The following is a 23655-nucleotide window of genomic DNA, read 5'->3' on the forward strand; positions in this document are numbered from 1 at the left end:
GCTCTCAGCGCGAAACTGACGGATCACCGCAAACTTGTAAAGCGGGACGCTGCCCCGCAAACCCATTATGCGCCACACTTTTGCGGAAAAAGCAAGCGCCTCCGCGTGCTGTAGCGCTGCCGCCGCGTGCGGCAGCAAATCGCCCCATGGCGTGAGGGGAAGGGCTGTCAGTAGAGCTGGTCCAGCCATAAAAAAAGGAGCCCGAAGGCTCCTTATTTGCCATCAGCAGGAGCGAACCCCTGCCGAGAAGGACTTTTTAGTAACCGCCGCGGCCGCCGCCGTAGCCGCCACCGCCGCCTTCACGGCCACCGCCGTAACCGCCGCCGTAACCGCCACCGCCACTGCGGCCACCGCCGAAGCCGCCGCCATTGCCACCACCGAAGCCACCGCTGCGAGGTGCGCGGGGTTCCATGGGACGGGCTTCGTTGACCACGAGGTCACGGCCACCAAAGTTTTGACCATGCACGCCTTGGATGGCGGCTTGTGCTTCGGCATCGCTGCCCATTTCGACAAAGCCGAAACCCTTAGAACGGCCGGTGTCGCGCTCCATCATGACCTTGGCGCTACCCACAGAGCCGAACTGGCTGAAGGTTTGCTCCAGATCTTGGTCGCGGAAGGAATAGGGCAGGTTGCCCACGTAGAGTTTGTTGCCCATGAAGGACTCCTGAAAAAACATGAAAACGCGATGGAGCCCGACGCAATCAACAAACCTGTGACGACTTCAAAGACGCGAAACTGACCAATCACCGCTAAGTTAGCTGCCCCTCTGCAAGCAGAAAAGCGAACCCATTATCAATCACTTTATGGGCAGTGTGGGTGTTTATTTCTGGGCCGGATGCCCCAAAACAGGCGATTTGCGTGGTTTTGAGGCCAATCTCCGGACAAACCATAGGGTAAAATCGCCGGGTCTTTGGGGAGTAGCCCGCCCGGCTGTGCAATGCGCCGGGGGCATGCGTCAACAAACTTGGGCCCGGTGGGCCTATGGCGTATGCGGTTTTTGAGCTGGGCGAGACCATTGACTGCATGCCGATCCAAATGGCCGGAGTCGGGGTGCAGTCAATGCGTTTTCCACCCATCCGGCCGGATAGGACCCCCACATGGAACCGTTTTTCATCTCCACCGCCATCGTCGCGCTCGCCGAAATGGGCGACAAGACGCAGCTTCTGGCGCTGGTGCTCGCCGCCCGCTTTCGCAAACCCTGGCCCATCGTGCTCGGCATCCTGGTCGCCACGCTGGTCAACCACGGCCTGGCCGGGGCTGTGGGTGCGTGGGTCACCACCTTCGTGGGGCCGCAGGTGCTGCGCTGGATCCTGGGCGCGTCGTTCATCGCGATGGCCATCTGGATGCTGATCCCCGACAAGCTCGACGAGGGCGAGGCTGATGGCTCGCCGCGCTGGGGCTTGTTTGGCACCACAGTCGTGGCATTTTTCCTGGCCGAGATGGGCGACAAGACGCAGATCGCCACCGTGATGCTGGCTGCGCAGTACAACGCCTACCTGTGGGTGGTGGCGGGCACCACGCTCGGCATGATGATCGCCAACGCGCCCGTGGTGTGGCTGGGCGAGCGCATCACGCGCCGGGTGCCGATTCGCGCGGTACACATCGTGTCGGCCGTGATCTTCCTGGTGCTGGGGTTGCTGGCGATCTTCGCGCCCACGGGCACCTGACGGACACAGACATGGTCACAGTGGCAGGCGCTTTTGGTATATTTGCCGAACGCGCCGATTTGCCACAGCTTGCGGGCGCTTTATAAATCCTGCTAAAGACCCGTCCGACACATCCACCCGGCCTCGTTTTTAGCGACGCCGGGTTTTTTTATGTCGTTCATCGCCACACCCCAGTCCATGCATTTTCCGGAGGTGCTCCCGCTGCAAAGCGGCGCGTCCATCCGCGACTACCACCTGACCTACGAGACCTACGGCACGCTCAATGCCGACCGCTCCAACGCCGTGCTCGTGTGCCACGCCCTCAATGCCTCGCACCACGTCGCGGGCGTCTACGCCGGGCAGGACAAGAGTGAGGGCTGGTGGGACAACATGATCGGCCCCGGCAAGCCCGTGGACACCGACCGATTTTTCGTGATCGGCGTGAACAACCTGGGCTCCTGCTTTGGCTCCACCGGCCCCATGCACACGCACCCTGACACGGGCGAGGTCTATGGCGCGGATTTCCCCGTGGTCACGGTGGAAGACTGGGTCAACGCGCAGGCCCGCCTGCTCGACCGCCTGGGCATCCAGCAGCTGGCCGCCGTGCTGGGTGGCAGCCTGGGCGGCATGCAGGCATTGAGTTGGACGTTGCAATACCCTGAGCGCATGCGCCACGCCGTGGTGGTGGCCAGCGCCCCCAACCTCACAGCCGAGAACATCGCCTTCAACGAAGTGGCCCGCCGCGCCATCGTGACTGACCCGGACTTCCACGGCGGCCACTTTTACCGCCACGGCGTGATCCCCAAGCGCGGCCTGCGCATCGCGCGCATGATCGGCCACATCACGTACCTGAGCGACGACGTGATGAACGAGAAGTTCGGGCGTCAACTCAGAGAAGGCCTGGAGCTGAAATACAGCACCCAGGATATTGAATTCCAGATCGAAAGCTACCTGCGCTACCAGGGCGACAAGTTCAGCGACTACTTTGACGCCAACACCTATTTGCTGATCACCCGCGCGCTCGACTACTTCGACCCGGCCCGCAAGCACGGTGGCAATCTCACGCGCGCCCTGGCCCGCGCCACGGCGAAGTTTCTGCTCGTGAGCTTCACCACCGACTGGCGCTTCTCGCCCCAGCGCAGCCGCGAGATCGTGAAGGCCCTGCTCGACAACCGCCGCCGCGTGAGCTACGCCGAGATCGACGCGCCCCACGGGCACGATGCCTTTTTGCTCGATGACGCCCGCTACATGGGCGTAATGCGCTCTTACTTCGATAGCATTGCCAAGGAGTTGCAAGCATGACGGACAAAGCGGCGATGCAAGCCCTGGCGCGCCTGGTGCCTGCCGGATCGCGCGTGCTCGACCTGGGCTGTGGCAACGGCGCCATGCTCGACTACCTGCAGCGGGAGCGCGGCTGCAGCGGCTACGGCGTGGAGATTGACGACGCCAATGTGCTGGCCTGCGTGCAGCGCGGCGTGGATGTGATCCAGCTCAACCTCGACGAGGGGCTGGCCATGTTCGACGACAACAGCTTTGACGTGGTGCTGCAGATCGACACGCTGCAGCACCTGCGCAATGCCGAAACCATGCTGCGTGAGACAGCCCGCGTGGGCCGCACCGGCGTGGTGGCTTTCCCCAACTTTGCGCACTGGCCCAACCGCCTGTCCATCCTGCGCGGGCGCATGCCCGTGACGCGGCGCCTGCCCTACCAGTGGTACGACACGCCCAACATCCGCGTGGGCACCTACAAGGACTTTGAAGTGCTGGCGACCAAGAACAGCCTGCGCATCCTCGATTCCTTCGGGCTGCAGGATGGCGAAGAAGTGCGCTGGCTGCCCAACGCACGCGCGGGCACAGCCGTCTTCCACTTCGAACACGCGTAGCGCTTACCGGTGTACGCCCTGGCGACACACCGCTGTCAACCGCATCGACTAAGGTGCGGGCTCCGTTAGTAGGAGACCCGCATGAAACGCATTGCTCTGCTGCGCGCCGTAATCGCTGCCGCGCTGCTCACCACCTGGGCGCTGGGCGCTGTGGCCCAGGCCTGGCCGCCCACCCCCACCGTGATTGCCCACCGGGGCGCTTCGGCCCTGCGGCCCGAGCACACACTCGCCGCGTACCAGCAGGCAATTGACGACGGCGCCGACATCATCGAGCCCGACCTGGTGATCACCAAGGATGGCGTGCTGGTGGCCCGGCACGAGAACGCGATCGCCATCCTGAACGCCGACGGCTTGGTGAAGGAAGCCACCACCGACGTGGTGGACCGCCCCGAGTTCGCGGGCCGCAAAACCACCAAGACCATCGACGGCCAGGCCATCACCGGCTGGTTCACCGAAGACTTCACCCTGGCCGAGCTGAAAACCCTGCGCGCCCGCGAGCGCATCCCCGCGCAGCGCCCGGCCAACGTGGCCTACAACGGCCAGTTCGAGGTGCCCACGCTGCAGGAGGTCATCGACCTGGTCAAGGCCCAGAGCGCGAAGGCGGGCCGCACCATCGGCATCTACCCCGAGACCAAACACCCCACCTACTTCCAGTCCATCGGCCTGCCGCTGGAGGCGCCGCTGCTGGCCGTGCTGGAGAAGAACGGCTGGAACCACAAGGACGCGCCCGTGTTCGTGCAGTCGTTCGAGGTCAGCAACCTGCAGGCGATCCGCAAGCTCAGCAGCGTGCGCCTGGTGCAACTGGTGGCGCCCTCGGGCCGGCCGTATGACTTTGTGGCGCAGGGCGCGGCCAACACGCGCGCCTATGCCGACCTCATCACGCCCGAGGGCCTCAAGCAGGTGGCGACGTACGCCAATGCCATCGGCCCGTTCAAGACGCTGGTGGTGCCGGTGAAAGACGGCTTACCGGGCACCCCCACGGGGTTGGTCGAACGCGCCCGCGCCGAAGGCCTGAGCGTGCACATCTGGACGCTGCGGCCCGAAAACGCCTTCCTGCCCGCCGGGCTGAAAAAGGCACCCGCCACCGACGGCACCGTGCGCGGCGACAGCGTGGCCGAGATCACGGCCTACCTGCGTGCAGGCATCGACGGCTTCTTTACCGACGACCCGGCCGTGGGCCGCGCGGCGGTGCAAGCATTCACGGCGACGAAGTGACGGGTGCCGGGCGGGGCTTGCCCGGCGCGGAGCGTGCCCCCTGGCGCTGCCCGAGTTGCCGCGCCTTTTCCACCCACTGCGCCAGCCGCACGGTGCTGGCGCTGCGCACCGGCCCAAAGCTGTGCACGCGCACCGGCCGGATGCCGCAGAACTCCAGGATGGCCTTCTTCATCTGGTGGTGGCCCGGCATGCGCGTGACCCAGCGGAAGTACCAGGGCGGTGAGTCCATGGTCACCAGCAGTTCGGCCGAGCGCCCGGCCAGCAGCTTGTCCCACAGCGACGAACCCTGGCGGTACTTGAACGCGTAGCCCGGCAGAAACACGCGGTCGATAAAACCCTTGAGCAGCGCGGGCATGGCGCCCCACCAGATGGGGTAGACCCACACCAGGTGGTCCGCCCAGCTGATGTCGGCCTGCGCGGCCAGCAGGTCGGGCTCCAGCGGCTGCGCCGCGCCATAGCCCTGGAACAGCGGGTTGAACGCGAGATGCGCCACGTCCAGAAAGCGCACCTCGGCGCCCCCTTGTCGCGCGCCGTCGGCATAGGCGCGCGCCATGCCCGCGCACAGGCTGTCGGCGGTGGGGTGGCCCAGGATGACCAGGATGTGTTGTTTTGCCACGGAATCTCCATCACACAGAAGTTGTTGATGGCGCCATGTTCACCTTGTCCCATGGGGCAGAGTCAAGCGGTCAGGTCAATAGAAAGTGAAGAGGTGTGCGGCCGGGCCGACGCGGCCGGGGCCGCCAGTGCGGCGGGCGCCACGCAGGCCTGGGGCGTGGCGCGCACGGCCAGCGTGTCGCAGGTGTGCAGCTCGGCTTCCAGCAGCGCCAGTTGCGCGTCCAGCGCGGCCAAGCGGGCCAGCTCCTGCGCCACGGCGGCGCGGCGCTGGGCCACCAGAAGGGCCATGCGCTCCCAGCCCGCGGTGGTGTGGATGTGGGGCAGGCCGTCCAGCTCCGCCAGCCGAAAACCCAGCGCCTGGGCCTGGCGGATCAGCAGCACACGCGCCACATCGGCCTCGCCATAGTGGCGGTAGCTGCCGGCGCGCGCCACGGCGCCCATCAGGCCGCGTGCTTCGTACAGGCGGATGGCCTTGGGCGTGGTGCCGGTGCGTCGGGCGAGTTCTCCAATGCGCATGGGCGATCCTGTAAAAAATAAAACTACAAAATTGATAGCTGTCAGCGCTTGTGTATAAAGCGCTAGACGCTGATTTGACCCATATTCAAGAAGCTGGAGCATCACAGTAGCCGCAGCCACCCGGGCCACACGATAAGCTGCGGCGCTGAGACGATCCCTTTCCAACTGCCCGCCCCCGCCATGCCCCAGTTTGCCGCCAACCTGAGCCTGATGTACACAGAGTTCCCCTTTCTGGACCGCTTTGCCGCTGCTGCGCGCGACGGGTTCCGGGCGGTGGAGTTCCTGTTTCCGTACGCCTTCGAGCCGCAAGACATCGCGGCGCGGCTGCGCGACCATGGGCTGCAGCTGGTGCTGTTCAATGCCCCGCCCGCCGGCAGCGACCGTGCCGCCATGGCCGCCGCCTGGGACCAGACCGCGCGCGGCACGGCGGCGCTGCCGGGGCGCGAGTCCGAGTTCCGCGCAGGCGTCACTGAAGCCCTGCGCTATGCCGAGGCGCTGGACTGTCCGCGCATCCATGTGCTGTCGGGCATCGTGCCGCCCGGGGTGGAGCGTGAATCGCTCAAGGCCCTGTGTGCCAGCAACCTGCGCTGGGCGGCCGAACAGGTGGGCAAGGCAGGCCGCGACATCCTCATCGAACCCATCAACCTGCGCGACATGCCGCGCTATTTTCTGAACCGGCAGGACCATGCCCATGAACTGCTGGACGCAGCGCAGTCCGAACACCTCAAGGTGCAGATGGACCTGTACCACTGCCAGATCGTCGAGGGCGATGTGGCCACCAAACTGCGCCAGTACCTGCCGACCGGGCGTGTGGCCCATATCCAGATCGCCGGTGTGCCCGCGCGGCAAGAGCCCGACCAGGGCGAGCTGAACTACCCCTACCTGTTCGATGTGATTGACGCGCTGGGCTATGCGGGCTGGATTGGCTGTGAATACCGGCCGAGCAACGGCACCACGCAAGGCCTGGGCTGGCGGGACCGGGCGATGGCGCGCGGCGGGCATGCACCTTCCTAGTGCGCTTTGCGGCGGGCTGCCAGTTCGCGCAACTGCGTAAGGGAATGCGTGAATAAATGTAACAACCGTACGCGCTTAGAGTGAAGAAAGACCGGCTCAGCCGGCGTTGCACCGCGTTTGTGCACTTTTCACAGGAGACACCGCCATGGCCGCAGCCCTCGCCAACAACCGATCCGTCGCCCGCCAGGTCACGCTGATGGCCATTGGCCTGGTGGCGGTGGTGCTGGTGTGCGTGGGGCTGGCCATTGCCGTGCTGACCGAACGCAGCACCCGCGCGCAGGTGGTGGCCAGCGTGGGCGACACGGCGCAGAGCGTGGCGCAGTCGCTGGACGCGGCCGACAACACCAACCGCGAGCTGGTGCAGCTCACCATGAAGGGCTTCCAGCGCTACTTCGAGGCCACCATGCAGCTTGACGAGGCCACGGGCGAGCTGCGCAGCTACGGCGCGCTGGTTAACGAGGACTATGGCTCGGTCGATAAATTCGCCAACGAAACCGGCGGTATCGCCACGGTGTTCGCCAAGAAGGGCGACGACTTCATCCGCATCACCACCTCGGTGAAGAACGACAAGGGCGAGCGCCAGCAGGGCACACCGCTGGGCAAGGACGACCCGGCCTATGCCACCGTGTCCAAGGGCGAACCCTACACCGGCGTCACCGTGGCGGGCGGCAAGCCCTACATGGGCCACTACCTGCCCGCCAAGGATGCTTCGGGCAAGGTGATTGCGCTACTGTTCATCGGCAACGACATCAGCGTGTTCCACGCCATGCTGCAAAAGCAGGTCACGCAGACCAAATTCTTCGAGCACGGCGGCACCTACGTGATCAACCCCGGCACCTCGCTCGACAAGGCGGTGTTTGTGTACCACCCCACGGCACGCGGCAAGCGCGTGCTGGAGGCCTACCCGCAGGCCCGCTCCTTCTTTGAAGCCCTGGCCGCGTCACAGGACGGCTTTGTGCGCGAGGCCGCCCCCGTGCTGGGCGCGGGCGCCACGGACCCCTGGGCACTGGTGCGCAAGACCGGCGGCGGCTGGTGGGTGGTGGCCGAGGTGGCCGACGGCGAGGCCATGGCCAGCCAGCGCCGCGTGACGCTGGCCGTCTGGGGCCTGATGGCCGTGGCCGTGGTGCTGCTGGCCATTGGCCTGTTCGTGATGCTGCGCCGGGGCGTGAGCCGCCCGCTGCAGGACCTGACCCAGGCCATCACGCTCGTGGCCCAGGGCGACCTGACCGAGGCCTTCCGCACCACGCGGCGTGACGAGATCGGCGCGCTGGTGCAGGAGGTCGAGGGCATGCGCCAGCGCTACACCCAGATGCTGCAGCAGGTGCGCACGGCGGTCGACAGCATCACCACCGCCAGCGCCGAGATCGCCAGCGGCAACCAGGATTTGTCGGCCCGCACCGAGGCCACGGCCAGCAGCCTGGCCCAGACCGCGCAGAGCATGGACCAGCTCACCGCCACGGTGCGCCAGTCCGCCGACGCCGCGCGCCAGGCCAACCAGCTGGCCAGCACCGCCGCCGAGGTGGCCGCACGCGGCGGCCAGGTGGTGGGCGAGGTGGTCACCACCATGGGCGACATCAACCAAAGCTCGCGCAAGATCGCCGACATCATTGGCGTGATCGATTCGATTGCGTTCCAGACCAACATCCTCGCGCTCAACGCAGCCGTGGAAGCGGCCCGCGCGGGCGAACAGGGCCGGGGCTTTGCCGTGGTGGCCAGCGAGGTGCGTAACCTCGCCGGGCGCAGCGCCGAGGCGGCGCGCGAGATCAAGGCGCTCATCGGCGCCTCGGTGGAGCGGGTGGAATCGGGCGCGCGCCTGGTACAGAACGCCGGCAGCACCATGGACGAGATCGTGGGCTCCGTCAAACGCGTGGGCGACATCATTGGCGAGATCACGGCCGCCTCGGGTGAGCAGTCGGACGGCATTGGCCAGGTCAACACCGCCGTGAACCAGCTCGACCAGATGACCCAGCAGAACGCCGCGCTCGTGGAGCAGTCGGCCGCCGCCGCACAAAGCCTGCGCGAGCAGGCCACGCGCCTGGCGGGTGCGGTGCAGGTGTTCAAGCTCACGCGGGGCGATGGTGGCGGGGCCGCAGACCGCGCCGCGCTGCCCGCGCCCCCGGCGGCGGCGCAACTGCAGTGAATCACTGCGGGCGGGGCGTTGTGGGCCGGGCGCGCATCCAGCGGTTTGTGGCAATAGGCCCTTGGTTTATGCTGGGCTGAGCCTCCCCAATCTCCCCGCTCCGCCCCCTTCTGCCATGGTTGCCCACATTCCCACCATGCTGGCCATGATCATCGCCAGCTCGCTCATGATGGCCGCGTCCATGGCGGTGGTGGGCTGGGGGCGGCGGCGCGACGGTCTGGGGCACTGGGCGGCAGCGCTGCTGGTCAACGCGCTCGGGCACCTGCTGCTCATGCTGCGCGGGCAGGTGCCGGATGTGCTCTCCATCGTGGTGGGCAATTTGCTTCTGTCCAGCGTGTTCGTCGGAATGATCGCGGCGATCTACCAGTTTCAGGGACGTCCCATCCGCTGGCTGCTGCTCTTCATGCCGCCCGCGCTGGTCACTGCGTTCGTCACGGTGTTCATGGACAACTTCCCCGCACGCGTGGGGTTTGTGGGGGCAGTCATCGGGCTGCAGGCGGTGTGGGCCCTGGCCACCGCGCTCGAGCGGCGCCACGCCACGGTGGGGCGCGGGCAGTGGCTGTTGGTGGCCGGCCTCGCGCTGGAGGCCGTGGTGCTGTTGGGCCGCTCGGCGCTGGCCGTCACGGTGCAGGGGGCCGAAGAAGGCATCCTGCGCAGCAGCGGGCTGCAGACGCTCACCTTTGTGGCCACCTTCTCGGTGGTGCTGGTCAGCTCGGTGGGGTTCGTCTTCATGTCGCGCGACCGGGCCGACGAGAGCAACCGCGTGATGGCAGCGCTGGACCCGCTCACCGGCGTGGCCAACCGCCGCTCCCTCATCGCCGCGCTGGACCGCGACGTGGCGCGTGCTGTGCGCATGCGCGAACCCATGGCGCTCATGATGGTGGACATCGACCACTTCAAGGACGTGAACGACCACTACGGCCACCCTGCGGGCGATCAGGTGCTGTGCAGCGTGGTCCAGGTGCTGCGCCAGCGTGTGCGTGCGCAGGACCTGGTGGGCCGCTACGGCGGCGAAGAGTTCATGGTGGTGCTGCCCGACACCCACCTGGCGGGCGCCGAGCAGCTGGCGCGCGAGCTCTGCAAGGCTGTGGAGGTGTCGCGCTGCCGGGTGGACGGTCTGGACGGCGAAGGCATTGCCGTGACGGTGAGCATCGGTGTGTTCGGCGGGCGGCTGGAGTCCGGCGACAGCTGGGACATGCTGATCGCCGCCGCCGACCGCGCCCTGTACCAGGCCAAGGAAAACGGGCGCAACCGCGTGGAGGTGGCCACCGGTCTGCGCCGCCCCAGCTCCCAGCTGGCCGCCCAGGCCAATCCCGAGACGCAGCCTACGTCTTCGTATTGACACTTGGCGGCGGCGCAGGCCTTGTGTTGGAATGTTGGTTTGGTCCACGAGACCGACCTTACGTTTCAGGAGAGCTGCCATGAATGCCCGAGTCCCCGCCCATGCCCTGCAACCCGCCCTGGCCCTCGAACGGGTCAGCCAGGCCTGGGACAACGACATTGTTCGCCAGCTCACCGACTACATCGCCATCCCCGCCAAGTCGCCCATGTTCTCGCCCGATTGGGCCGAGCAGGGCCTGCTGGACACCGTGGTGCGCAACGCCGCCGCGTGGGTCGAATCACAAAAGGTCGAAGGCCTGAAGTTCGAAGTGGTGCGCCTCGCAGGCCGCACCCCCGTGTTGTTCTTTGAAATCGATGCCACCCAGGCGGGTGCCACCGACACCGTGCTCATGTACGGCCACCTCGACAAGCAGCCCGAATTCAGCGGCTGGCGCAACGACCTCGGCCCCTGGACGCCCAAGTACGAGGACGGCAAGCTCTACGGCCGGGGCGGCGCCGACGACGGCTATGCGGTGTACGCCAGCATCGCGGCGGTGCAGGAGCTCAAGCGCCAGAACGTGCCCCACCCGCGCATCGTCGGCCTCATCGAAACCTGCGAAGAAAGCGGCTCGCGCGACCTGCTGCCCTACATCGAGGCCCTGAAGCCCCGCATGGGCAACGTGGCGCTGGTGGTGTGCCTGGATTCGGGCGCGGGCAACTACGACCAGCTGTGGCTCACCACCAGCCTGCGCGGCATGGCCACGGGCACGCTCAAGGTCGAGATCCTGACCGAAGGCATCCACTCCGGCGACGCATCGGGCCTGGTGCCCTCGTCGTTCCGCATCATGCGCCAGGTGCTCGACCGCCTGGAAGACAGCAAGACCGGCCGCCTGCTGCCCGCCAGCTTCCACTGCGAAGTGCCCGCCGACCGCCTGGCGCAAGCCCGCGCCACGGCCGCCATCCTGGGCGACGAGGTATACAAGCGCTTCCCCTGGGCGCACTACGACTGCGGCGGCGCCACCACCTTTGCGCTGCCCACCACCACCGACCCCGTGCAGGCCCTGCTCAAGCGCACCTGGGAGCCCACGCTCAGCGTGACCGGCGCTGAAGGCTTCCCGGCATTGCAGGACGCAGGTAACGTGCTGCGCCCCTACACCGCCTTCAAGCTCAGCCTGCGCCTGCCGCCCCTGGTGGACGCCGCCGCCGCTGTGCAGGAGCTTAAAGCCCTGCTCGAAGACAACGCGCCCTACCAGGCCAAGGTCACCTTCCAGGGCACGAGCGGCGCCACGGGCTGGAATGCGCCCAGCACCACGCCATGGTTCGAAGATGCGCTCAATGCCGCATCGCAGGCGCACTTCGGCGCGCCCTGTGGCCATATCGGCCAGGGCGGCACCATCCCGCTCATGAACATGCTGAGCGAAGGCTTTCCCACGGCGCAGATGATGGTCTGCGGCGTGCTGGGCCCCAAGAGCAACGCGCACGGCCCGAACGAGTTCCTGCACGTGCCGTATGCCAAGAAGCTCACCGCCGCCGTGGCGCAGGTGATTGCCGGCATGGCCCAGCACCAGGCCGCAGCGACCACCGCCGAGACTGCCTCCTGAGGACGCTGGCGGCCCGGCGCCGTTTGTTGGTAGGTGATTGGCAGCCTGCCGGGTATGCTGCGGACCATCCCCGCTGACAGCACCGCTGCCCATGACCGCCGACGAACTCGTTCCCTCGACCCTTACCACCTTCACCGCCAGCGACGGCGAGAACCTGGCCGTGCAGGACTGGCCCCTGCCCGAGGGCGAGCCCTGCCGGGGCACCGTGCTGCTGGTGCACGGGCTGGGCGAGCACGTGGGCCGCTACGACCACGTGGCGCGCCGACTCAATGACTGGGGCTTTGCCGTGCGCGGCTACGACCAGTACGGCCACGGCGAATCGAGCGGCCCGCGCGGCGGGCTGACCAGCGACCTGCGCCTGCTGGACGACCTGGCCGACATCGTGGACGCCACCCGCGCGCGCATGCCCGCCGGCCAGCCCCTGGTGCTGCTGGGCCACAGCATGGGCGGACTGGTGGCGTCGCGTTTCGTGTCGCTGAAGATGCGGCCCGTGGACGCGCTGGTGCTGTCGTCGCCCGCGCTGGATGCCGGGCTGAACGCGGTGCAAAAGCTGCTGCTGGCCACGTTGCCACGTGTGGCGCCCAACCTGCGTGTGGGCAATGGCCTGGATGCGCAGTACCTGTCGCACAACCCGGCCGTGCCCGCTGCCTACCTGGCCGACCCGCTGTGCCACGACCGCATCAGCGCCCGCCTGGCCCGCTTCATTGCCGACGGCGGCTCGGCCACCGTGGCCCGCGCTGCGCACTGGAGCGTGCCCACCTTGCTGATGTGGGCGGGCAGCGACAAGCTGGTGAACCCCGCAGGCAGCCGCGCCTTCGCCGCCGCTGCGCCCAAGTCCGTCGTGCAGTCACACTGCTTCGAGCCGCTGTACCACGAGCTCTTCAACGAAAGCCCAGAACTGGAGGAGCCCGTGTTCGACATGCTGCACGGCTGGCTGGTGCGGCGCTGCCCCGTGCAATCTTGACGCGCTGAAGCGATTGGCTTGTCACCTCTACGGCGACGGCAACGTTCGATAGCGTGAGTTGGGTCAAAATGGCCTATAACGCTTGCTGGAAAAGCGTTGACAGCTATCATTTTTTTGAAGCGCTTGCTCCGCTTCACCGCGCGTTTCCGTCCGCTTGCGCTGCCGCTGGTACACCACCGTCCCATAGAGCCCCAGGGAATACACGGCGGTGAATGCCAGGGCGACCACCCAGCCCCCTGCGATGCAAGTGTCCAGACTCTCCAGAGCGTCCGCCCAGGCGGGATCGTCCAATTGCTGCAGGTCGCGCCGCACTGCGAGCACCTTGGCGGCGGCAAAGTACACCAGCATCAGCGCTGCCGCCACGCGGCTGCGCCGGTACAAGCCCCAGCCCAGCCCGGCGATCAGCACCACGTCCAGCCACATCCAGGGCACATAGTCGATCCCGTTGGTGCCCAGGCTGGCCCCCAGCGTGACGGCGGCTGTCATGGACCCGGTGAGCAGCGCTGCGATCCAGGCGGCGCGGATGCAGCGCACGCCCGCAGGCGCAGCGGTCACAGCCATCGGTTGTCGCCCAGCACAACCTTCTTGTAATAGTCGCGGTTGGCCATCAGGGCAAACAGGGCTACCCACATGCCTGTGTAGTGCACGCGCTCCAGCAAGTGCCCATAGCCGACCAGAGACACCAGCACTTCCAGCACCACGATGCCGACAATGCCCAGGCACCAATAGGCCAGGCCCTTTTTCCACATGCCTTTGGCGATGTAATAGAACGGGCCAAAGATGCCCGCCAGCACGTTGAAAGTGCAGGCAGACCGCTCCCAGAAGCCCAGGTCCTTGAGCCGCGTCATCTTCAGGCCGCCGGCACGCTCCATCAACGCGAACCGCTTCTTCCAGATCTCGGGCAGGTCCGCCGGGAGGGAGTGGGGTGGGTGGGTCGGCGCGGTCGTGTGGGCGTCCGCCGTCAGAGGCTCGGCGCCGTGGGCTGCCGGGTTGCCGTTGCTCATGCTGAAAATTCCCTCGGAGTGGTGGTTATGCATTGGGGCTGCCGCCGCGCTTGGCGCGAGCGCGCGTGGGCGGCGACGGCCCGCGATGCTAGGCGAGGCACGTAGGGAGCGTGTGTGAGCAGTTCTCTGAGTTGTGTGCAACGGTAACCGCTGTCGACTTTGCGGCAGTCGTTTTGAACCAAAATGGCCTGCAACGCTTGTCTGGAAAGCGCTAAAAGCTCTTATTTTCGTAGCAATCCGCCGAGCATCCCCGCCAGGTCGCTGGCACTGCCGAACCCGCCCTGGGGTGCCTCGCCGCGGGGGCTGAGCTGGTCGAGGAGGCCTGGCAGCACCTGCGCGAGTTGGCCTGCCGCCGTGCCGGGTTTCACACCCAGCTGCGATGCGATCTGCGCCAGCGGGCCGCTGCCCAGAACGCCCGACAGCTGCTCGCCAGAGATGGCCTGGTTGGGCCCGTTGCCCAGCCATGAGGCGATCACGGGGCCTAGCCCGGCCTGCTGGAATTTGGTCACCAGGCCCGGCAATCCCCCCACAGGGCCGTCATTGCTGAGGAGGGACATCACGGCCTGAACAAGCTGCGGGTTCTGCGCCGCCAGGCCCAGCAGCCCGCCCAGTCCACCGCCCGGCGCGGCCTGTTCGCCGCTCGGCGTGGTGTTGTTCGCGCCGTTGATGACGGCACCCAAAACGGAATCGAGCAAACCCATGGTGTGTTCTCCTGAAGAAAATTGAAGAAACCCCCAGCGCCGCAGCGCCTCTGAGCGTTGCGGCACAGGGCGCAGGCGATCGGTCAGGGATGGTATCGAGCCGCGACCGCTTCAGTGTCAACAAAAGTGAATGCGCCACCGCTACTCAAGCCACCGCAGCGCGGCGGCGCTGCAGTGCAAGCCACACCAGCGCCAGACCGGTGAGGGTGATGGGCAGCAGCGAGCCGGCGTTCAGCAGCGTCCAGCCCTGCGTGGTGACCAGCACGCCCGATGAAAACGCGCTGAGCGCCAGCGTGGCGTACACGCAGAAGTTGATGGCTGCCTGGGCGCGGTCTTTCTCTTCGGGGCGGTAGGCCGTCATCGCCAGCGTGGTGCCGCCGGTGAACAGAAAATTCCAGCCCACGCCCAGCAGGAACAGCGCAATCCCGAAGTGGTGCAGCTCCACCCCCATCAACGCAACAGCCACGCAGGCAAAGTTCAACAGCACGCCGACGCCCATGACGGGCAGCACGCCAAAGCGCTTGATGAGGTGGCCAGTGACAAAACCCGGCGCGAACATGCCGATCACATGCCACTCCAGCACCAGCGCCGAGGCGCTGAAGTCAAACCCGCACACCTGCATCGCCAGCGGCGTGGCGGCCATCAAGAGGTTCATCACGCCGTAGCCCAGCGCCGCACCCAGGATGGCCACCACCATGGGCGGCTGGCGCAGCAGCTCGGCCAGCGGGCGGCCCTGCAGGGGCTGGCCGGCGGCATTGCGCGCCATAGGTGTGGGTTCAAACCGCACGGCGGCCATGCACAGCATGGACAACACGGCCACGCCCATCAGCGCCACATAGGCGCCTGCAAACGGCATGGCAAACAGGTTGCGCGTGGCATTGGCAAGGTTGGGCCCGGCCACGGCCCCGATCAGGCCGCCGGCCAGCACCAGCGACACCGCCTTCTCGCGGTGCTCGGCCGTGGTCAGCTCGGCGGCCGCAAAACGGTACAGCCCGCCGTTGGCGCTGTAGTAGCCCGCCACCATGGTGGCCGTGCACAGCAGCCAGAAGTTGCGGCTGAACGCGGCCCAGGCGCACAGCGCGGCCGAGGCCACGGCCACCACCAGCCCGATCTGGAACGACACTTTGCGCCCCCACAGCATCTGTGTGCGAGCCACCAGCGGCGTGGCCAGCGCACCTCCCACCACATAGCCCATCACGGGCAGCGTGGCCATCCAACCAAACGGGGCCAGCTGCAGGCCCACCAGGCCATTGATGGCAATGAAGACGACGTTGTTCGTCAGGAACAGGCCTTGGCACAGGGCCAGCAGCCAAAGGTTGCGGTTCATGGGGCAAGGGGCATTACAGCGATGGGGGCGCGGGTCGGCAGTTGACTCGGCCAGAGAGACTTTGCGATTGTGCGCCCGCTTGAACAGGTTGCGCGGGTGCGCTGCGGGGCTGCAGTGTGCGGACTGCAGCGCGTCGGCTCAGTCGAGCCACCCCTTGGGTACCTTGTCTGCCTTGTTCTCCACGGGGTTCGCCGTGAGCTTTTGCGGCGCGTACTGGCGCATGAATTCCTTGGCCTTTTCGGGCCTGGCGGACAGCCACGCGCCATAGGCGCCTTCGTTCAGGATAACGGGCATGTTCTTTTCGGCGCCTGGTGGGCCGTAGCGGTGCAGCAAGGCGTGGTTGTTGGCGTTCACCGTGAGCAGGCAGTAGCTCACGATCACCTCGCCGTCCGCGCCCTGCCAGCGCGCCCACAGGCCGGCCACGCCCATGGGCTTGCCGTCCACGCGGGCGATGCGGGTGGGTACGGGCTTGTTCTTGCCGTTGCGCCAGTCGTCTTCAAAAAACGCCTGCATGGGCACGATGCAGCGCTGGCCGTTGAACCATGCGTCGCGAAACGCGGTGCCGGTGGACGCGAGGTCGGCCTTGGCGTGGGCCAGCTTGGGGGCGCGCAGCTGCGCGTCGGATGCCGATTTGACCCAGTGCGGCACCAGGCCCCACTGCGCGGGCAGCAGAACGCGGCCGGGCGGCTGCGGCGCTGCGTCGACCGGGGCGGCGGCGCTGGTTGGCTCGGTTGCCGCAACGATGCAGGCACCCGACGTGCGCGGGCGCAGGTGGCGGTCCAGCGGCGCGGCGGGCGGCTCGACGCCGAAGGCCTCCAGGTAGGTGTCGGCAGGGTGCAGGGTTTCGTAGTGGGTGGCCATGGCGCGATCGTAGTGGGTTCCGGGAAGATGTGGAGTCAAAATGCCCCCCAGCGCTTGTTGAACAAGCGCGAGCAGCTATAAAAAACGGAGTGCAACCTGGGCGCACCGCACCGCACCGCACCGCGCCACGCGGCGCTTCGGCAGCACGGGCGCCGCCGTTTGTAGGCATCGCTTTGCCACCGGGCGCTTGGCAGGCTGGCGCAGCTTGGGGATACTGTCCGCTGTCCTCTCGCTCCCCCACACCGTCTGCACCATCAATTTTTGGAAGGTCGCACCATGCCCCTGCCCGCCCTTGCCGTCACCACTGCCATGTTGTGTTTGCCCGTTGTACTGGGCTTGGCCCATGCGCAGCAGCCGCAGAAGATGCGCCCTGGACTGTGGGAGCACACCGTGGCCATGAAGAGCCAGAGCGGCCAGATGGAAGCCGCCATGGCGCAGATGCAGAAGTCCATGGCCAGCATGTCGCCCGAGCAGCGCAAGCAGATCGAGCAGGCGATGGCGCAGCAGGGCGTGAGCATGGGCCCGCAGGGCAACACGGTGAAGATGTGCATCAGCCCCCAGCAGGCCGACCTGGACAACATCCCCCCGCAGGAGGGCTGCACCCAGACAGTCAAGCGCACAGGCCCTAACACGCTGGCGATGACGTTCACCTGCAAGGGCGGGTCGGGCCAGCCGCCCACTTCGGGCGAGGGCACCATGACCTTCAGCGGCCCCACGGCCTACGCGGGCAACTTCAAGGTCAAGACCACCACGGCGGGCGGCAAGCCCGAGCAGATCGATATGGCGCAAACCGGCAAGTGGCTGTCGGCCGACTGCGGGACGATCAAGTCCGTGCGTTGAACGTTGCCGCGGCAGCGCCTGCGGCCGGGCGCGTGCCCGCCGGGGCCAGCACAACGCGGTTGCGGCCCAGGGCTTTGGCGGTGTAGAGCGCCTGATCGGCGCGCTCCAGCGTGTGTTCCAGCGGCTGGCCCGGCAGGTGCTGGGCGAGGCCGGCCGACACGGTCAGGCGCAGCGTGCCGGTGGCGTGCGGAATCTCCATGGCTGCCACGGCCAGCCGAATGCGCTCCAGCAGCTCGCGGCCGTCGTCCGGCTGGGTGTCGCACAGCATCAGCACAAACTCCTCGCCACCCCAGCGGGCCAGTACGTCGGTGTCGCGCACGCTGGCGCGCACCACGCCCGCAAAGGCCTGCAGCGCGCGGTCGCCGGTGGCATGGCCATGCTGATCGTTGATGCGCTTGAACAGGTCGATGTCCAGCTGCGCCAACAGCAGCGGGCGGCCGCTGCGCGCGTTGCGGCGGCGCTCCAGCTCCATCAGGTCCTGCATGGCGCGGCGGTTGATGAGACCGGTCAACTCGTCGCGCGTGGCCAGCTCGCGGTTGACCTCCAGCGCGCGGGCCAGCGCGGCCCGCTGCTCGTGCAGCCGCGCGCGGATGCGCTGGATGCGCAGGTTCAGCGCCACGCAGCCGCCCAGCACGATCATCACCATCAGCGCGTAGGCCGTGTCCAGGTAGCCATAGGGGTTGGCGCTGAAGCGCGCGCTCACGCCGATGGCGCAGCCAAAGGCGACCAGGGCATACACGCCGATGCCGATGACCTCGGCCATGGTGAGCCCGAACGTGCCAAAAAACAAAATCATCGCCAGCACGCTGGGCACCAAGCCGCGTGCATCTCCAGCCAGCACATAGGCCACGGCCCCGCTGGTGATAGTCCAGACCATCTGCGGGATGGTGAGCGAGGGGTCGGAGAGATGCACGGTTTCGCCCGACCGGATGAACGCCGTCATCACCACCAGGCCCCCCACCGACATGGCCGCCCACCACTGCACGAACGTGGGGTCGGTGGCGGGGTCGGAATGCGCCACCAGCAGCATCACGCCCGCGCTGGCCATCATCAGCACCAGGGCCAGCAAGGCCATGCCGACAAGCGTGCGGCGCCTGGGGTCGGTGGACAGGACCACGTCCTTCAGGCGCTGCCAGCGGGAGGGGGTGCGCAAGTTCAGGGGCTCCTGCCAGGTCGGGGGACAAACATGGGTGCCGCAGGGCGCGGCGCTGGGGGGCCGGAGAGGAGCAGCCGGCGGGTCGCGCATTTTACGGCCGCGATCCTGCCGGCGTACAGCGCGCAGCCCGCCGGTCTGTCGCCGCGCGGACGGACAGGACCGCCGCGGGCTCGTCTATGCCAGCGTCAGGGCTGCCAGTGCCGCCAGCGGTGCGGTTTCTGCGCGCAGCACCCGCGGGCCCAGGGTGACGGGCGCAAAGTGGTGGGCGATGGCCAGGTCTTCTTCTTGCGCGCTCAGCCCGCCTTCGGGGCCCGAGAGGAACAGCACCGGGGCGGCCGAGCCCGCGCTGTTGCTGTGACCGGCTGCCGACTGCAAGGCGGCGGTGCCTGCGCGCAGCGACAGCAGCAGTCGCTGTGGCGCGGGGTCCGCGCCCGCGGTTGTTGCTGCTGCAACCGCCGCGGCAGGCTGCGCCGCCGTATTGCGCACCCAGGCTGCCAGGTCCACAGCCGCATGCACGGCGGGCACGCGGTTGCGGCCGCACTGCTCGCACGCGGCCACGGCCACGGCCTGCCAGTGGGCGATCTTCTTGTCGGCGCGCTCGCCCTTGAGCTTGAGCACGCTGCGCTCGGCCACCAGCGGGGTAATGCTGGCCACGCCGAGTTCGGTGGCCTTTTCCACCAGCCAGTCCATGCGCTCGTTGGCGGTGATTCCGGCCAGCAGGTGCACGGCGCGGGGCGCCTCGCGCTCCACCGCGTGGTGGGTGCCTACCAGCACACGCACGTCGCTGCGGCCCATCTTCAGCACAGTGGCTTCAAACTCGCCGCCCTCGCCGTTGAAGAGCATCAGCGCATCGCCCGGCTGCAGGCGCAGCACCTGCACATGGCGCGTGGCGCCCGGGGGCAGGTCCAATTCCAGACCGGTGGCCAGGGGGGCGGGGCAGTGAAAGCGCGGCATGTGCTAGCTTATTGATAGCTGTCAGCGCTTGTCAGATAAGCGCTGAAGCCTGTTTTTGCTTGAAGTTTACTGGATCGGGGCCAGGCTACATGCGCCCGTAGGCAAAGCCGGTGACCGGCTCGGTGCCTTCGATCTGGTCCAGCATCTTGAGCAGCGGGCCCAGTTGCCGGTAGCGGTTGGCCGTGGCGCGAATGTAGGCCATGAAACGCGGCGCGTCGGCCAGGTACTTGGGCTTGCCGTCACGCAGCGTGAGGCGCGCAAAGATGCCCGCCACCTTCAGGTGCCGCTGCAGGCCCATCCATTCCACCGCGCGGTAGAACTCGCCAAAGTCATCGCCCCAACCGCTGGTGCTGCTGGCGCCCAGCAGGCCGGCTTTACGCGCCTTCTCCCAGTACCGCACTGTGATGTCGATGACGAATTCCTCTTCCCAGCTGATGAACGCGTCGCGCAGCAGGCTCGCAATGTCATAGGTGATGGGGCCGTAGACCGCGTCCTGGAAGTCCAGCACGCCCAGGGGCGCGCCCGCTTCCACGGGGGCCATCAGGTTCGAGCCGCCGCCGGGCCGCCCCAAGGCGGAGAGCGCCCCCTCGGGGGGCAGCGAACCACGCGCAGCGGGGAGCGTGGGGGCCATCAGGTTTCTCATCATGAAGTCGCGGTGCACATAGACCTGAGGTGCGGCCAGGTTGTGCGCGACGATGGCGTCAAAGGCGCTGCTCAAGGTCGCCTGTTGCTTGTCGTCCAGGGCAATGGCGCGGTGCTTGGCGAGGTACCAGTCGGGGAACAGCGCCAGCTCGCGGCGCAGCAGCGCTTCGTCGTAGGCGGGCAGCACGCCGGGGGTGGAGGCCTTTTGCCACTGCAGCAGCACGTCGGTGGCCTGCCGGTACCAGGCGTAGGCGTCCTGGGGCTTTTCGGGGTTCAGCCGCTCGATCACGGTCTGGTGGCCCAGGTCGGTCAGCAGCATGAAGCCGGTGGGCTCGTCCCAGGCCAGGATCTGCGGCACGTTCAGCCCGGCGGCGGCCATCAGGCCCTGCACCTGCACAAAGGGCTTGCAGTTTTCCTTGTCGGGCGGGGCGTCCATCACGATGCGGCTGGCGCCCGTGGCGGTGTCGATGCGCAGGTAGCGGCGGAAGCTCGCGTCGGCCGACGCGGGCCGCAGCGTGGCGGGCAGCAGCTGGTGCGGTCCTGTCAGTGGGGCGAGCCAAGCGTCAAAGGCGGCGCGGCGGGCCGTGTCGGGCCAGGCCACCTGGGGTGTTTCGGGGGGCGTTCCGGCAGCGCCGGGCTGCGGGCCGGAGGGGGACGGGGGGAAAGGGTGGCTCATGGATAATCCGATTTTACAAACCCGCCCCTGCGCAACTGCCCCTCGCGGTAGGCGCCTGGCGCGGGTCCCTTCTTTCCTGTTGTTCCGCCTCAAGCCTCTATCACCCCCCGTGCCACGCTGCAAGCCACACCCCGTGCAAGCCCTTCCCCTCCGGCCCCGGCCTGCCACGGCGCTGGCTGCGCGGCAGGCGCGCCCCGTGCCGGGCGTGCTGGCCTGTGCCGTGGCCCTGGCCTGGTGCGGGCTGCCCACGCTACCGGCCCAGGCGCAGACGGCCGCAACGCCCGCTGCCCAGCCTGCGCCGAGCGCATGGGACGCGCCGCCCGCGCTGCGCAGTTCGCCCCTGCTGCAGGAAAAGATCCCTGAAGCCGTGCGCTCGCAGCTGCCCGTGTTTGTGACGGGCGACCGCGTGGAGGGCCAGACCGATCTGAACGCGGTCATCGAAGGCAATGCCGAATTGCGCCGTGGCGACACCGTGATCCGAGCCGACCGGCTGGACTACAACGTGCCCGAAGACCTGGCCAAGGCCCAGGGCCAGGTGCGCATCAACCGCGCGGGCAATGTGTACGAAGGCTCGGCGCTGGAGTTGCGGGTGGAGGCGTTCGAAGGCTTCTTCAGCGACGCGCGCTACCGCTTTCTGGCCACGCAGGCGCATGGCGAGGCCACGCGCGTGGACTTCATCGACCGTGACCGCGCCGTGGTGCACAACGCCACCTACACCACCTGCGAGCGCGGCAACGAAGCCAGCTGGCAGCCGGACTGGGTGCTGCGCGCAGCCACCATCCGCATCGACAACGAGGAAGAGGTGGGCACGGCCGAAGACGCCGTGCTGGAGTTCAAGGGCCTGCCCATCTTGCCGATTCCGTACATCACCTTCCCGCTGTCGGACAAGCGCAAGTCGGGCCTGCTGCCGCCCACCATCGGGCTGGACAGCCGCGATGGGCTGGCCTACATGCAGCCGTACTACTGGAACATCGCGCCCAACCGCGACGCCACCCTGCGCGCGGCCCTCATGACCAAGCGCGGCGCCAACCTGGGGGGCGAGTTCCGCTACCTTGAGCCCACTTACAAGGGCGAGATCAGCGGCGACGTGATGCCCGCCGACCGCCTGCGCGACCGCATGCGCTGGAGCTTCATGGGCAAACACGAGGGCTGGTTTGACACCGCCCTGGGCGGCCTGGGCCTGAACATCAACCTCAACCGCGTGAGCGACGACAACTACTGGCGCGACTTCGGCCGCGCGTCCGAGCCGCTGCGCCAACGCCTGCTGCCCGGCGATGCATCGCTGAACTGGGCGCGGGGCGATATGTCCGCCTCCGTGCGCACGCTCAAGTGGCAGACGCTGCAGGACGTGAACTCGCCCATCGTGCCTCCGTACGACCGCATGCCCCAACTGCAGTGGCGCTACACGCCGTCGCACCTGGGCGGCGGGTTGGATGCCAGCGTGGTGCTGGACAGCACCCGGTTCCAGGCGGCACGCGCGCTGACGGGCCAGCCCAACGCCGACCGCAGCTTTGCGGTGGCGCAGATCAGCCGGCCCTTCCTTGCGCCCGCAGGCTTCATCACGCCGCGCCTGCAGCTGCACGCCACCAGCTACCAGTTCGACACGCCGCTGGGCAACGGCGACCGCTCGGCCAGCCGCACGCTGCCCACCTTCAGCCTGGACAGCGGCCTGGTGTTCGAACGCGATGCCGCTTATTTCGGCCGCGCCTTCCTCCAGACGCTGGAGCCCCGCGCGTTCTACACGTACACGCCCTACCGCGACCAGAGCCGCCTGCCGGTGTATGACACGGCGGCCAACGACTTCAACTTTGCGACCATCTATACCGAGAACGCCTTCGGCGGCAACGACCGCCTGGCCGACAACAACCTGCTCACCCTGGGTGTGACCACGCGCCTGCTCGACCCAAACAACGGCGCCGAGGCAGCGCGCTTCGGCATCGCGCAGCGCGTGCGCTTCTCGGACCAGAAGGTGACGCTGCCTGGTGGCGCGCCGGTGAGCGAGCGGCTGTCCGACCTGCTGCTGGGCGCGGGCATCAGCTGGACGCCGGAGTGGGGCTTTGACTCCACCGTGCAGTACAACCCCAAGACGGGCCGCTCCATCCGCTCGACCATCGGCGCGCGCTACAGCCCCGGCAATTACCGCACCGTGAGCGCCGCCTACCGCCTGCAGCGCGGCACCAGCGAGCAGATCGACATCGGCTGGCAGTGGCCGCTGAACGACTTGTGGGGCGACAAAGGCCAGGACCTGGGCGCAGGCCGCGGCCAGGGCGGAGGGCGCTGGTACAGCGTGGGCCGCCTCAACTACAGCCTGCAGGACCGCAAGCTGGTGGACACCGTGGTGGGGCTGGAATACGACAGCTGCTGCTGGATCGGCCGCGTGGTGCTGGAGCGCCTGCAAAGCGGCGTGACCACCTCCAACACCCGCCTGCTGTTCCAGATCGAATTCGTGGGCTTCTCCCGTCTGAGCCTGGGCTCCAGCCCACTCGAAACCTTCAAGCAAAATGTGCCGCGTTATCAGTACCTGCGCGAGCAGGTCTCCACGCCCAGCCGCTTCAGCAACTATGACTAGTGCGCCGTGTG

Annotated in this window: 22 protein-coding genes and 1 riboswitch; of the genes, 11 read left to right on the forward strand and 11 right to left on the reverse strand. The window is 67.5% G+C overall.

Annotated features, from left to right (window positions below):
- Positions 1 to 256: 256 nt before the first annotated feature.
- Positions 257 to 655, reverse strand: coding sequence for an RNA recognition motif domain-containing protein (locus ACK4HJ_RS02620; RefSeq protein ID WP_409827464.1), 399 nt, complete (start codon positions 653 to 655; stop codon positions 257 to 259).
- A gap of 245 nt (positions 656 to 900) precedes the next feature.
- Positions 901 to 1092: riboswitch (yybP-ykoY riboswitch) on the forward strand.
- Between the two features lie 5 nt (positions 1093 to 1097).
- Here ACK4HJ_RS02620 and ACK4HJ_RS02625 point away from each other — a divergent pair.
- The 4 genes from ACK4HJ_RS02625 to ACK4HJ_RS02640 all read left to right on the forward strand — a co-directional run bounded on the left by ACK4HJ_RS02625 (position 1098) and on the right by ACK4HJ_RS02640 (position 4744).
- A complete protein-coding gene (locus ACK4HJ_RS02625; RefSeq protein ID WP_409827466.1) occupies positions 1098 to 1667 on the forward strand; it encodes a TMEM165/GDT1 family protein in 570 nt (189 codons plus the stop codon).
- Positions 1668 to 1817: 150 nt separating this feature from the next.
- Positions 1818 to 2948 carry a homoserine O-acetyltransferase gene (locus ACK4HJ_RS02630; protein WP_409827468.1) on the forward strand — a complete coding sequence of 377 codons (1131 nt, stop codon included), beginning with the start codon at positions 1818 to 1820 and terminating at the stop codon, positions 2946 to 2948.
- The gene (metW, locus tag ACK4HJ_RS02635; protein WP_409827469.1) at positions 2945 to 3529 is read left to right on the forward strand and encodes a methionine biosynthesis protein MetW; all 585 of its coding nucleotides are present in this window, start codon (positions 2945 to 2947) and stop codon (positions 3527 to 3529) included. The genes ACK4HJ_RS02630 and metW overlap by 4 nt, the downstream gene beginning before the upstream one ends.
- 81 nt (positions 3530 to 3610) lie before the next feature.
- Positions 3611 to 4744, forward strand: coding sequence for a glycerophosphodiester phosphodiesterase (locus tag ACK4HJ_RS02640; RefSeq protein ID WP_409827471.1), 1134 nt, complete (start codon positions 3611 to 3613; stop codon positions 4742 to 4744).
- Here ACK4HJ_RS02640 and ACK4HJ_RS02645 read toward each other — a convergent pair.
- Both ACK4HJ_RS02645 and ACK4HJ_RS02650 read right to left on the reverse strand, forming a co-directional pair.
- Complete coding sequence (locus ACK4HJ_RS02645; RefSeq protein WP_409827473.1) at positions 4728 to 5360, reverse strand: NAD(P)H-dependent oxidoreductase; 633 nt, start codon at positions 5358 to 5360, stop codon at positions 4728 to 4730. The genes ACK4HJ_RS02640 and ACK4HJ_RS02645 overlap by 17 nt on opposite strands.
- A gap of 62 nt (positions 5361 to 5422) precedes the next feature.
- Positions 5423 to 5875 carry a MerR family transcriptional regulator gene (locus ACK4HJ_RS02650; protein ID WP_409827475.1) on the reverse strand — a complete coding sequence of 151 codons (453 nt, stop codon included), beginning with the start codon at positions 5873 to 5875 and terminating at the stop codon, positions 5423 to 5425.
- A gap of 180 nt (positions 5876 to 6055) precedes the next feature.
- On the opposite strand from ACK4HJ_RS02650, the gene otnI reads away from it, so the two are divergent.
- From otnI to ACK4HJ_RS02675, 5 genes are all read left to right on the forward strand, one after another.
- Positions 6056 to 6889, forward strand: coding sequence for a 2-oxo-tetronate isomerase (otnI, locus tag ACK4HJ_RS02655; RefSeq protein ID WP_409827477.1), 834 nt, complete (start codon positions 6056 to 6058; stop codon positions 6887 to 6889).
- Between the two features lie 145 nt (positions 6890 to 7034).
- Positions 7035 to 9029: a methyl-accepting chemotaxis protein gene (locus ACK4HJ_RS02660; RefSeq protein WP_409827478.1), complete on the forward strand. Its 1995-nt coding sequence runs from the start codon at positions 7035 to 7037 to the stop codon at positions 9027 to 9029.
- Between the two features lie 115 nt (positions 9030 to 9144).
- Entirely contained in the window at positions 9145 to 10371 is a 1227-nt protein-coding gene (locus ACK4HJ_RS02665; RefSeq protein ID WP_409827480.1) for a GGDEF domain-containing protein, read from the forward strand.
- 79 nt (positions 10372 to 10450) lie between these two features.
- Complete coding sequence (locus ACK4HJ_RS02670; RefSeq protein ID WP_409827481.1) at positions 10451 to 11950, forward strand: M20 family metallopeptidase; 1500 nt, start codon at positions 10451 to 10453, stop codon at positions 11948 to 11950.
- A 91-nt stretch (positions 11951 to 12041) separates the two neighbouring features.
- Positions 12042 to 12914: a lysophospholipase gene (locus tag ACK4HJ_RS02675; protein WP_409827483.1), complete on the forward strand. Its 873-nt coding sequence runs from the start codon at positions 12042 to 12044 to the stop codon at positions 12912 to 12914.
- 63 nt (positions 12915 to 12977) lie between these two features.
- Here the strand turns inward: ACK4HJ_RS02675 and ACK4HJ_RS02680 are convergent, their stop codons facing one another.
- From ACK4HJ_RS02680 to ACK4HJ_RS02700, 5 genes are all read right to left on the reverse strand, one after another.
- Complete coding sequence (locus ACK4HJ_RS02680; protein WP_409827485.1) at positions 12978 to 13475, reverse strand: hypothetical protein; 498 nt, start codon at positions 13473 to 13475, stop codon at positions 12978 to 12980.
- Positions 13466 to 13918: a DUF2628 domain-containing protein gene (locus ACK4HJ_RS02685; RefSeq protein WP_409827487.1), complete on the reverse strand. Its 453-nt coding sequence runs from the start codon at positions 13916 to 13918 to the stop codon at positions 13466 to 13468. The genes ACK4HJ_RS02680 and ACK4HJ_RS02685 overlap by 10 nt, the downstream gene beginning before the upstream one ends.
- A gap of 221 nt (positions 13919 to 14139) precedes the next feature.
- Positions 14140 to 14619, reverse strand: coding sequence for a YidB family protein (locus tag ACK4HJ_RS02690; RefSeq protein ID WP_409827489.1), 480 nt, complete (start codon positions 14617 to 14619; stop codon positions 14140 to 14142).
- A 145-nt stretch (positions 14620 to 14764) separates the two neighbouring features.
- A complete protein-coding gene (locus ACK4HJ_RS02695; protein ID WP_409827491.1) occupies positions 14765 to 15946 on the reverse strand; it encodes an MFS transporter in 1182 nt (393 codons plus the stop codon).
- A gap of 138 nt (positions 15947 to 16084) precedes the next feature.
- Positions 16085 to 16807, reverse strand: coding sequence for an SOS response-associated peptidase (locus tag ACK4HJ_RS02700; RefSeq protein ID WP_409827493.1), 723 nt, complete (start codon positions 16805 to 16807; stop codon positions 16085 to 16087).
- 276 nt (positions 16808 to 17083) lie between these two features.
- On the opposite strand from ACK4HJ_RS02700, the gene ACK4HJ_RS02705 reads away from it, so the two are divergent.
- The gene (locus tag ACK4HJ_RS02705; RefSeq protein WP_409827495.1) at positions 17084 to 17647 is read left to right on the forward strand and encodes a DUF3617 domain-containing protein; all 564 of its coding nucleotides are present in this window, start codon (positions 17084 to 17086) and stop codon (positions 17645 to 17647) included.
- Here ACK4HJ_RS02705 and ACK4HJ_RS02710 read toward each other — a convergent pair.
- The 3 genes from ACK4HJ_RS02710 to ACK4HJ_RS02720 all read right to left on the reverse strand — a co-directional run bounded on the left by ACK4HJ_RS02710 (position 17631) and on the right by ACK4HJ_RS02720 (position 21075).
- Positions 17631 to 18800, reverse strand: coding sequence for a diguanylate cyclase (locus ACK4HJ_RS02710; RefSeq protein ID WP_409827497.1), 1170 nt, complete (start codon positions 18798 to 18800; stop codon positions 17631 to 17633). The two genes, ACK4HJ_RS02705 and ACK4HJ_RS02710, sit on opposite strands and share 17 nt — an antisense overlap.
- Positions 18801 to 18977: 177 nt before the next feature.
- The gene (locus ACK4HJ_RS02715) at positions 18978 to 19757 is read right to left on the reverse strand and encodes a 16S rRNA (uracil(1498)-N(3))-methyltransferase (protein WP_409827499.1); all 780 of its coding nucleotides are present in this window, start codon (positions 19755 to 19757) and stop codon (positions 18978 to 18980) included.
- An 85-nt stretch (positions 19758 to 19842) separates the two neighbouring features.
- Positions 19843 to 21075: an aminoglycoside phosphotransferase family protein gene (locus ACK4HJ_RS02720; protein WP_409827500.1), complete on the reverse strand. Its 1233-nt coding sequence runs from the start codon at positions 21073 to 21075 to the stop codon at positions 19843 to 19845.
- Between ACK4HJ_RS02720 and lptD the strand changes: the two genes are divergently transcribed.
- Positions 21074 to 23644: an LPS assembly protein LptD gene (lptD, locus tag ACK4HJ_RS02725; RefSeq protein ID WP_409827503.1), complete on the forward strand. Its 2571-nt coding sequence runs from the start codon at positions 21074 to 21076 to the stop codon at positions 23642 to 23644. The two genes, ACK4HJ_RS02720 and lptD, sit on opposite strands and share 2 nt — an antisense overlap.
- Positions 23645 to 23655: the final 11 nt, after the last annotated feature.

The sequence above is a fragment of the Acidovorax sp. genome (assembly GCF_046294525.1).
Taxonomy (GTDB): domain Bacteria; phylum Pseudomonadota; class Gammaproteobacteria; order Burkholderiales; family Burkholderiaceae_C; genus Acidovorax.

Excerpts from the sequence above, each read along its gene's own strand:
- ACK4HJ_RS02720 (WP_409827500.1), bottom strand. The coding sequence starts at position 21,075 with ATGAGCCACCCTTTCCCCCCGTCCCCCTCCGGCCCGCAGCCCGGCGCT.
- ACK4HJ_RS02630 (WP_409827468.1), top strand. The coding sequence starts at position 1,818 with ATGTCGTTCATCGCCACACCCCAGTCCATGCATTTTCCGGAGGTGCTC.
- ACK4HJ_RS02660 (WP_409827478.1), top strand. The coding sequence starts at position 7,035 with ATGGCCGCAGCCCTCGCCAACAACCGATCCGTCGCCCGCCAGGTCACG.
- ACK4HJ_RS02700 (WP_409827493.1), bottom strand. The coding sequence starts at position 16,807 with ATGGCCACCCACTACGAAACCCTGCACCCTGCCGACACCTACCTGGAG.
- metW (WP_409827469.1), top strand. The coding sequence starts at position 2,945 with ATGACGGACAAAGCGGCGATGCAAGCCCTGGCGCGCCTGGTGCCTGCC.
- otnI (WP_409827477.1), top strand. The coding sequence starts at position 6,056 with ATGCCCCAGTTTGCCGCCAACCTGAGCCTGATGTACACAGAGTTCCCC.
- ACK4HJ_RS02715 (WP_409827499.1), bottom strand. The coding sequence starts at position 19,757 with ATGCCGCGCTTTCACTGCCCCGCCCCCCTGGCCACCGGTCTGGAATTG.
- ACK4HJ_RS02620 (WP_409827464.1), bottom strand. The coding sequence starts at position 655 with ATGGGCAACAAACTCTACGTGGGCAACCTGCCCTATTCCTTCCGCGAC.
- ACK4HJ_RS02705 (WP_409827495.1), top strand. The coding sequence starts at position 17,084 with ATGCCCCTGCCCGCCCTTGCCGTCACCACTGCCATGTTGTGTTTGCCC.
- ACK4HJ_RS02675 (WP_409827483.1), top strand. The coding sequence starts at position 12,042 with ATGACCGCCGACGAACTCGTTCCCTCGACCCTTACCACCTTCACCGCC.
- ACK4HJ_RS02665 (WP_409827480.1), top strand. The coding sequence starts at position 9,145 with ATGGTTGCCCACATTCCCACCATGCTGGCCATGATCATCGCCAGCTCG.
- ACK4HJ_RS02650 (WP_409827475.1), bottom strand. The coding sequence starts at position 5,875 with ATGCGCATTGGAGAACTCGCCCGACGCACCGGCACCACGCCCAAGGCC.
- lptD (WP_409827503.1), top strand. The coding sequence starts at position 21,074 with ATGGATAATCCGATTTTACAAACCCGCCCCTGCGCAACTGCCCCTCGC.
- ACK4HJ_RS02695 (WP_409827491.1), bottom strand. The coding sequence starts at position 15,946 with ATGAACCGCAACCTTTGGCTGCTGGCCCTGTGCCAAGGCCTGTTCCTG.
- ACK4HJ_RS02685 (WP_409827487.1), bottom strand. The coding sequence starts at position 13,918 with ATGAGCAACGGCAACCCGGCAGCCCACGGCGCCGAGCCTCTGACGGCG.
- ACK4HJ_RS02670 (WP_409827481.1), top strand. The coding sequence starts at position 10,451 with ATGAATGCCCGAGTCCCCGCCCATGCCCTGCAACCCGCCCTGGCCCTC.
- ACK4HJ_RS02690 (WP_409827489.1), bottom strand. The coding sequence starts at position 14,619 with ATGGGTTTGCTCGATTCCGTTTTGGGTGCCGTCATCAACGGCGCGAAC.
- ACK4HJ_RS02680 (WP_409827485.1), bottom strand. The coding sequence starts at position 13,475 with ATGGCTGTGACCGCTGCGCCTGCGGGCGTGCGCTGCATCCGCGCCGCC.
- ACK4HJ_RS02640 (WP_409827471.1), top strand. The coding sequence starts at position 3,611 with ATGAAACGCATTGCTCTGCTGCGCGCCGTAATCGCTGCCGCGCTGCTC.
- ACK4HJ_RS02625 (WP_409827466.1), top strand. The coding sequence starts at position 1,098 with ATGGAACCGTTTTTCATCTCCACCGCCATCGTCGCGCTCGCCGAAATG.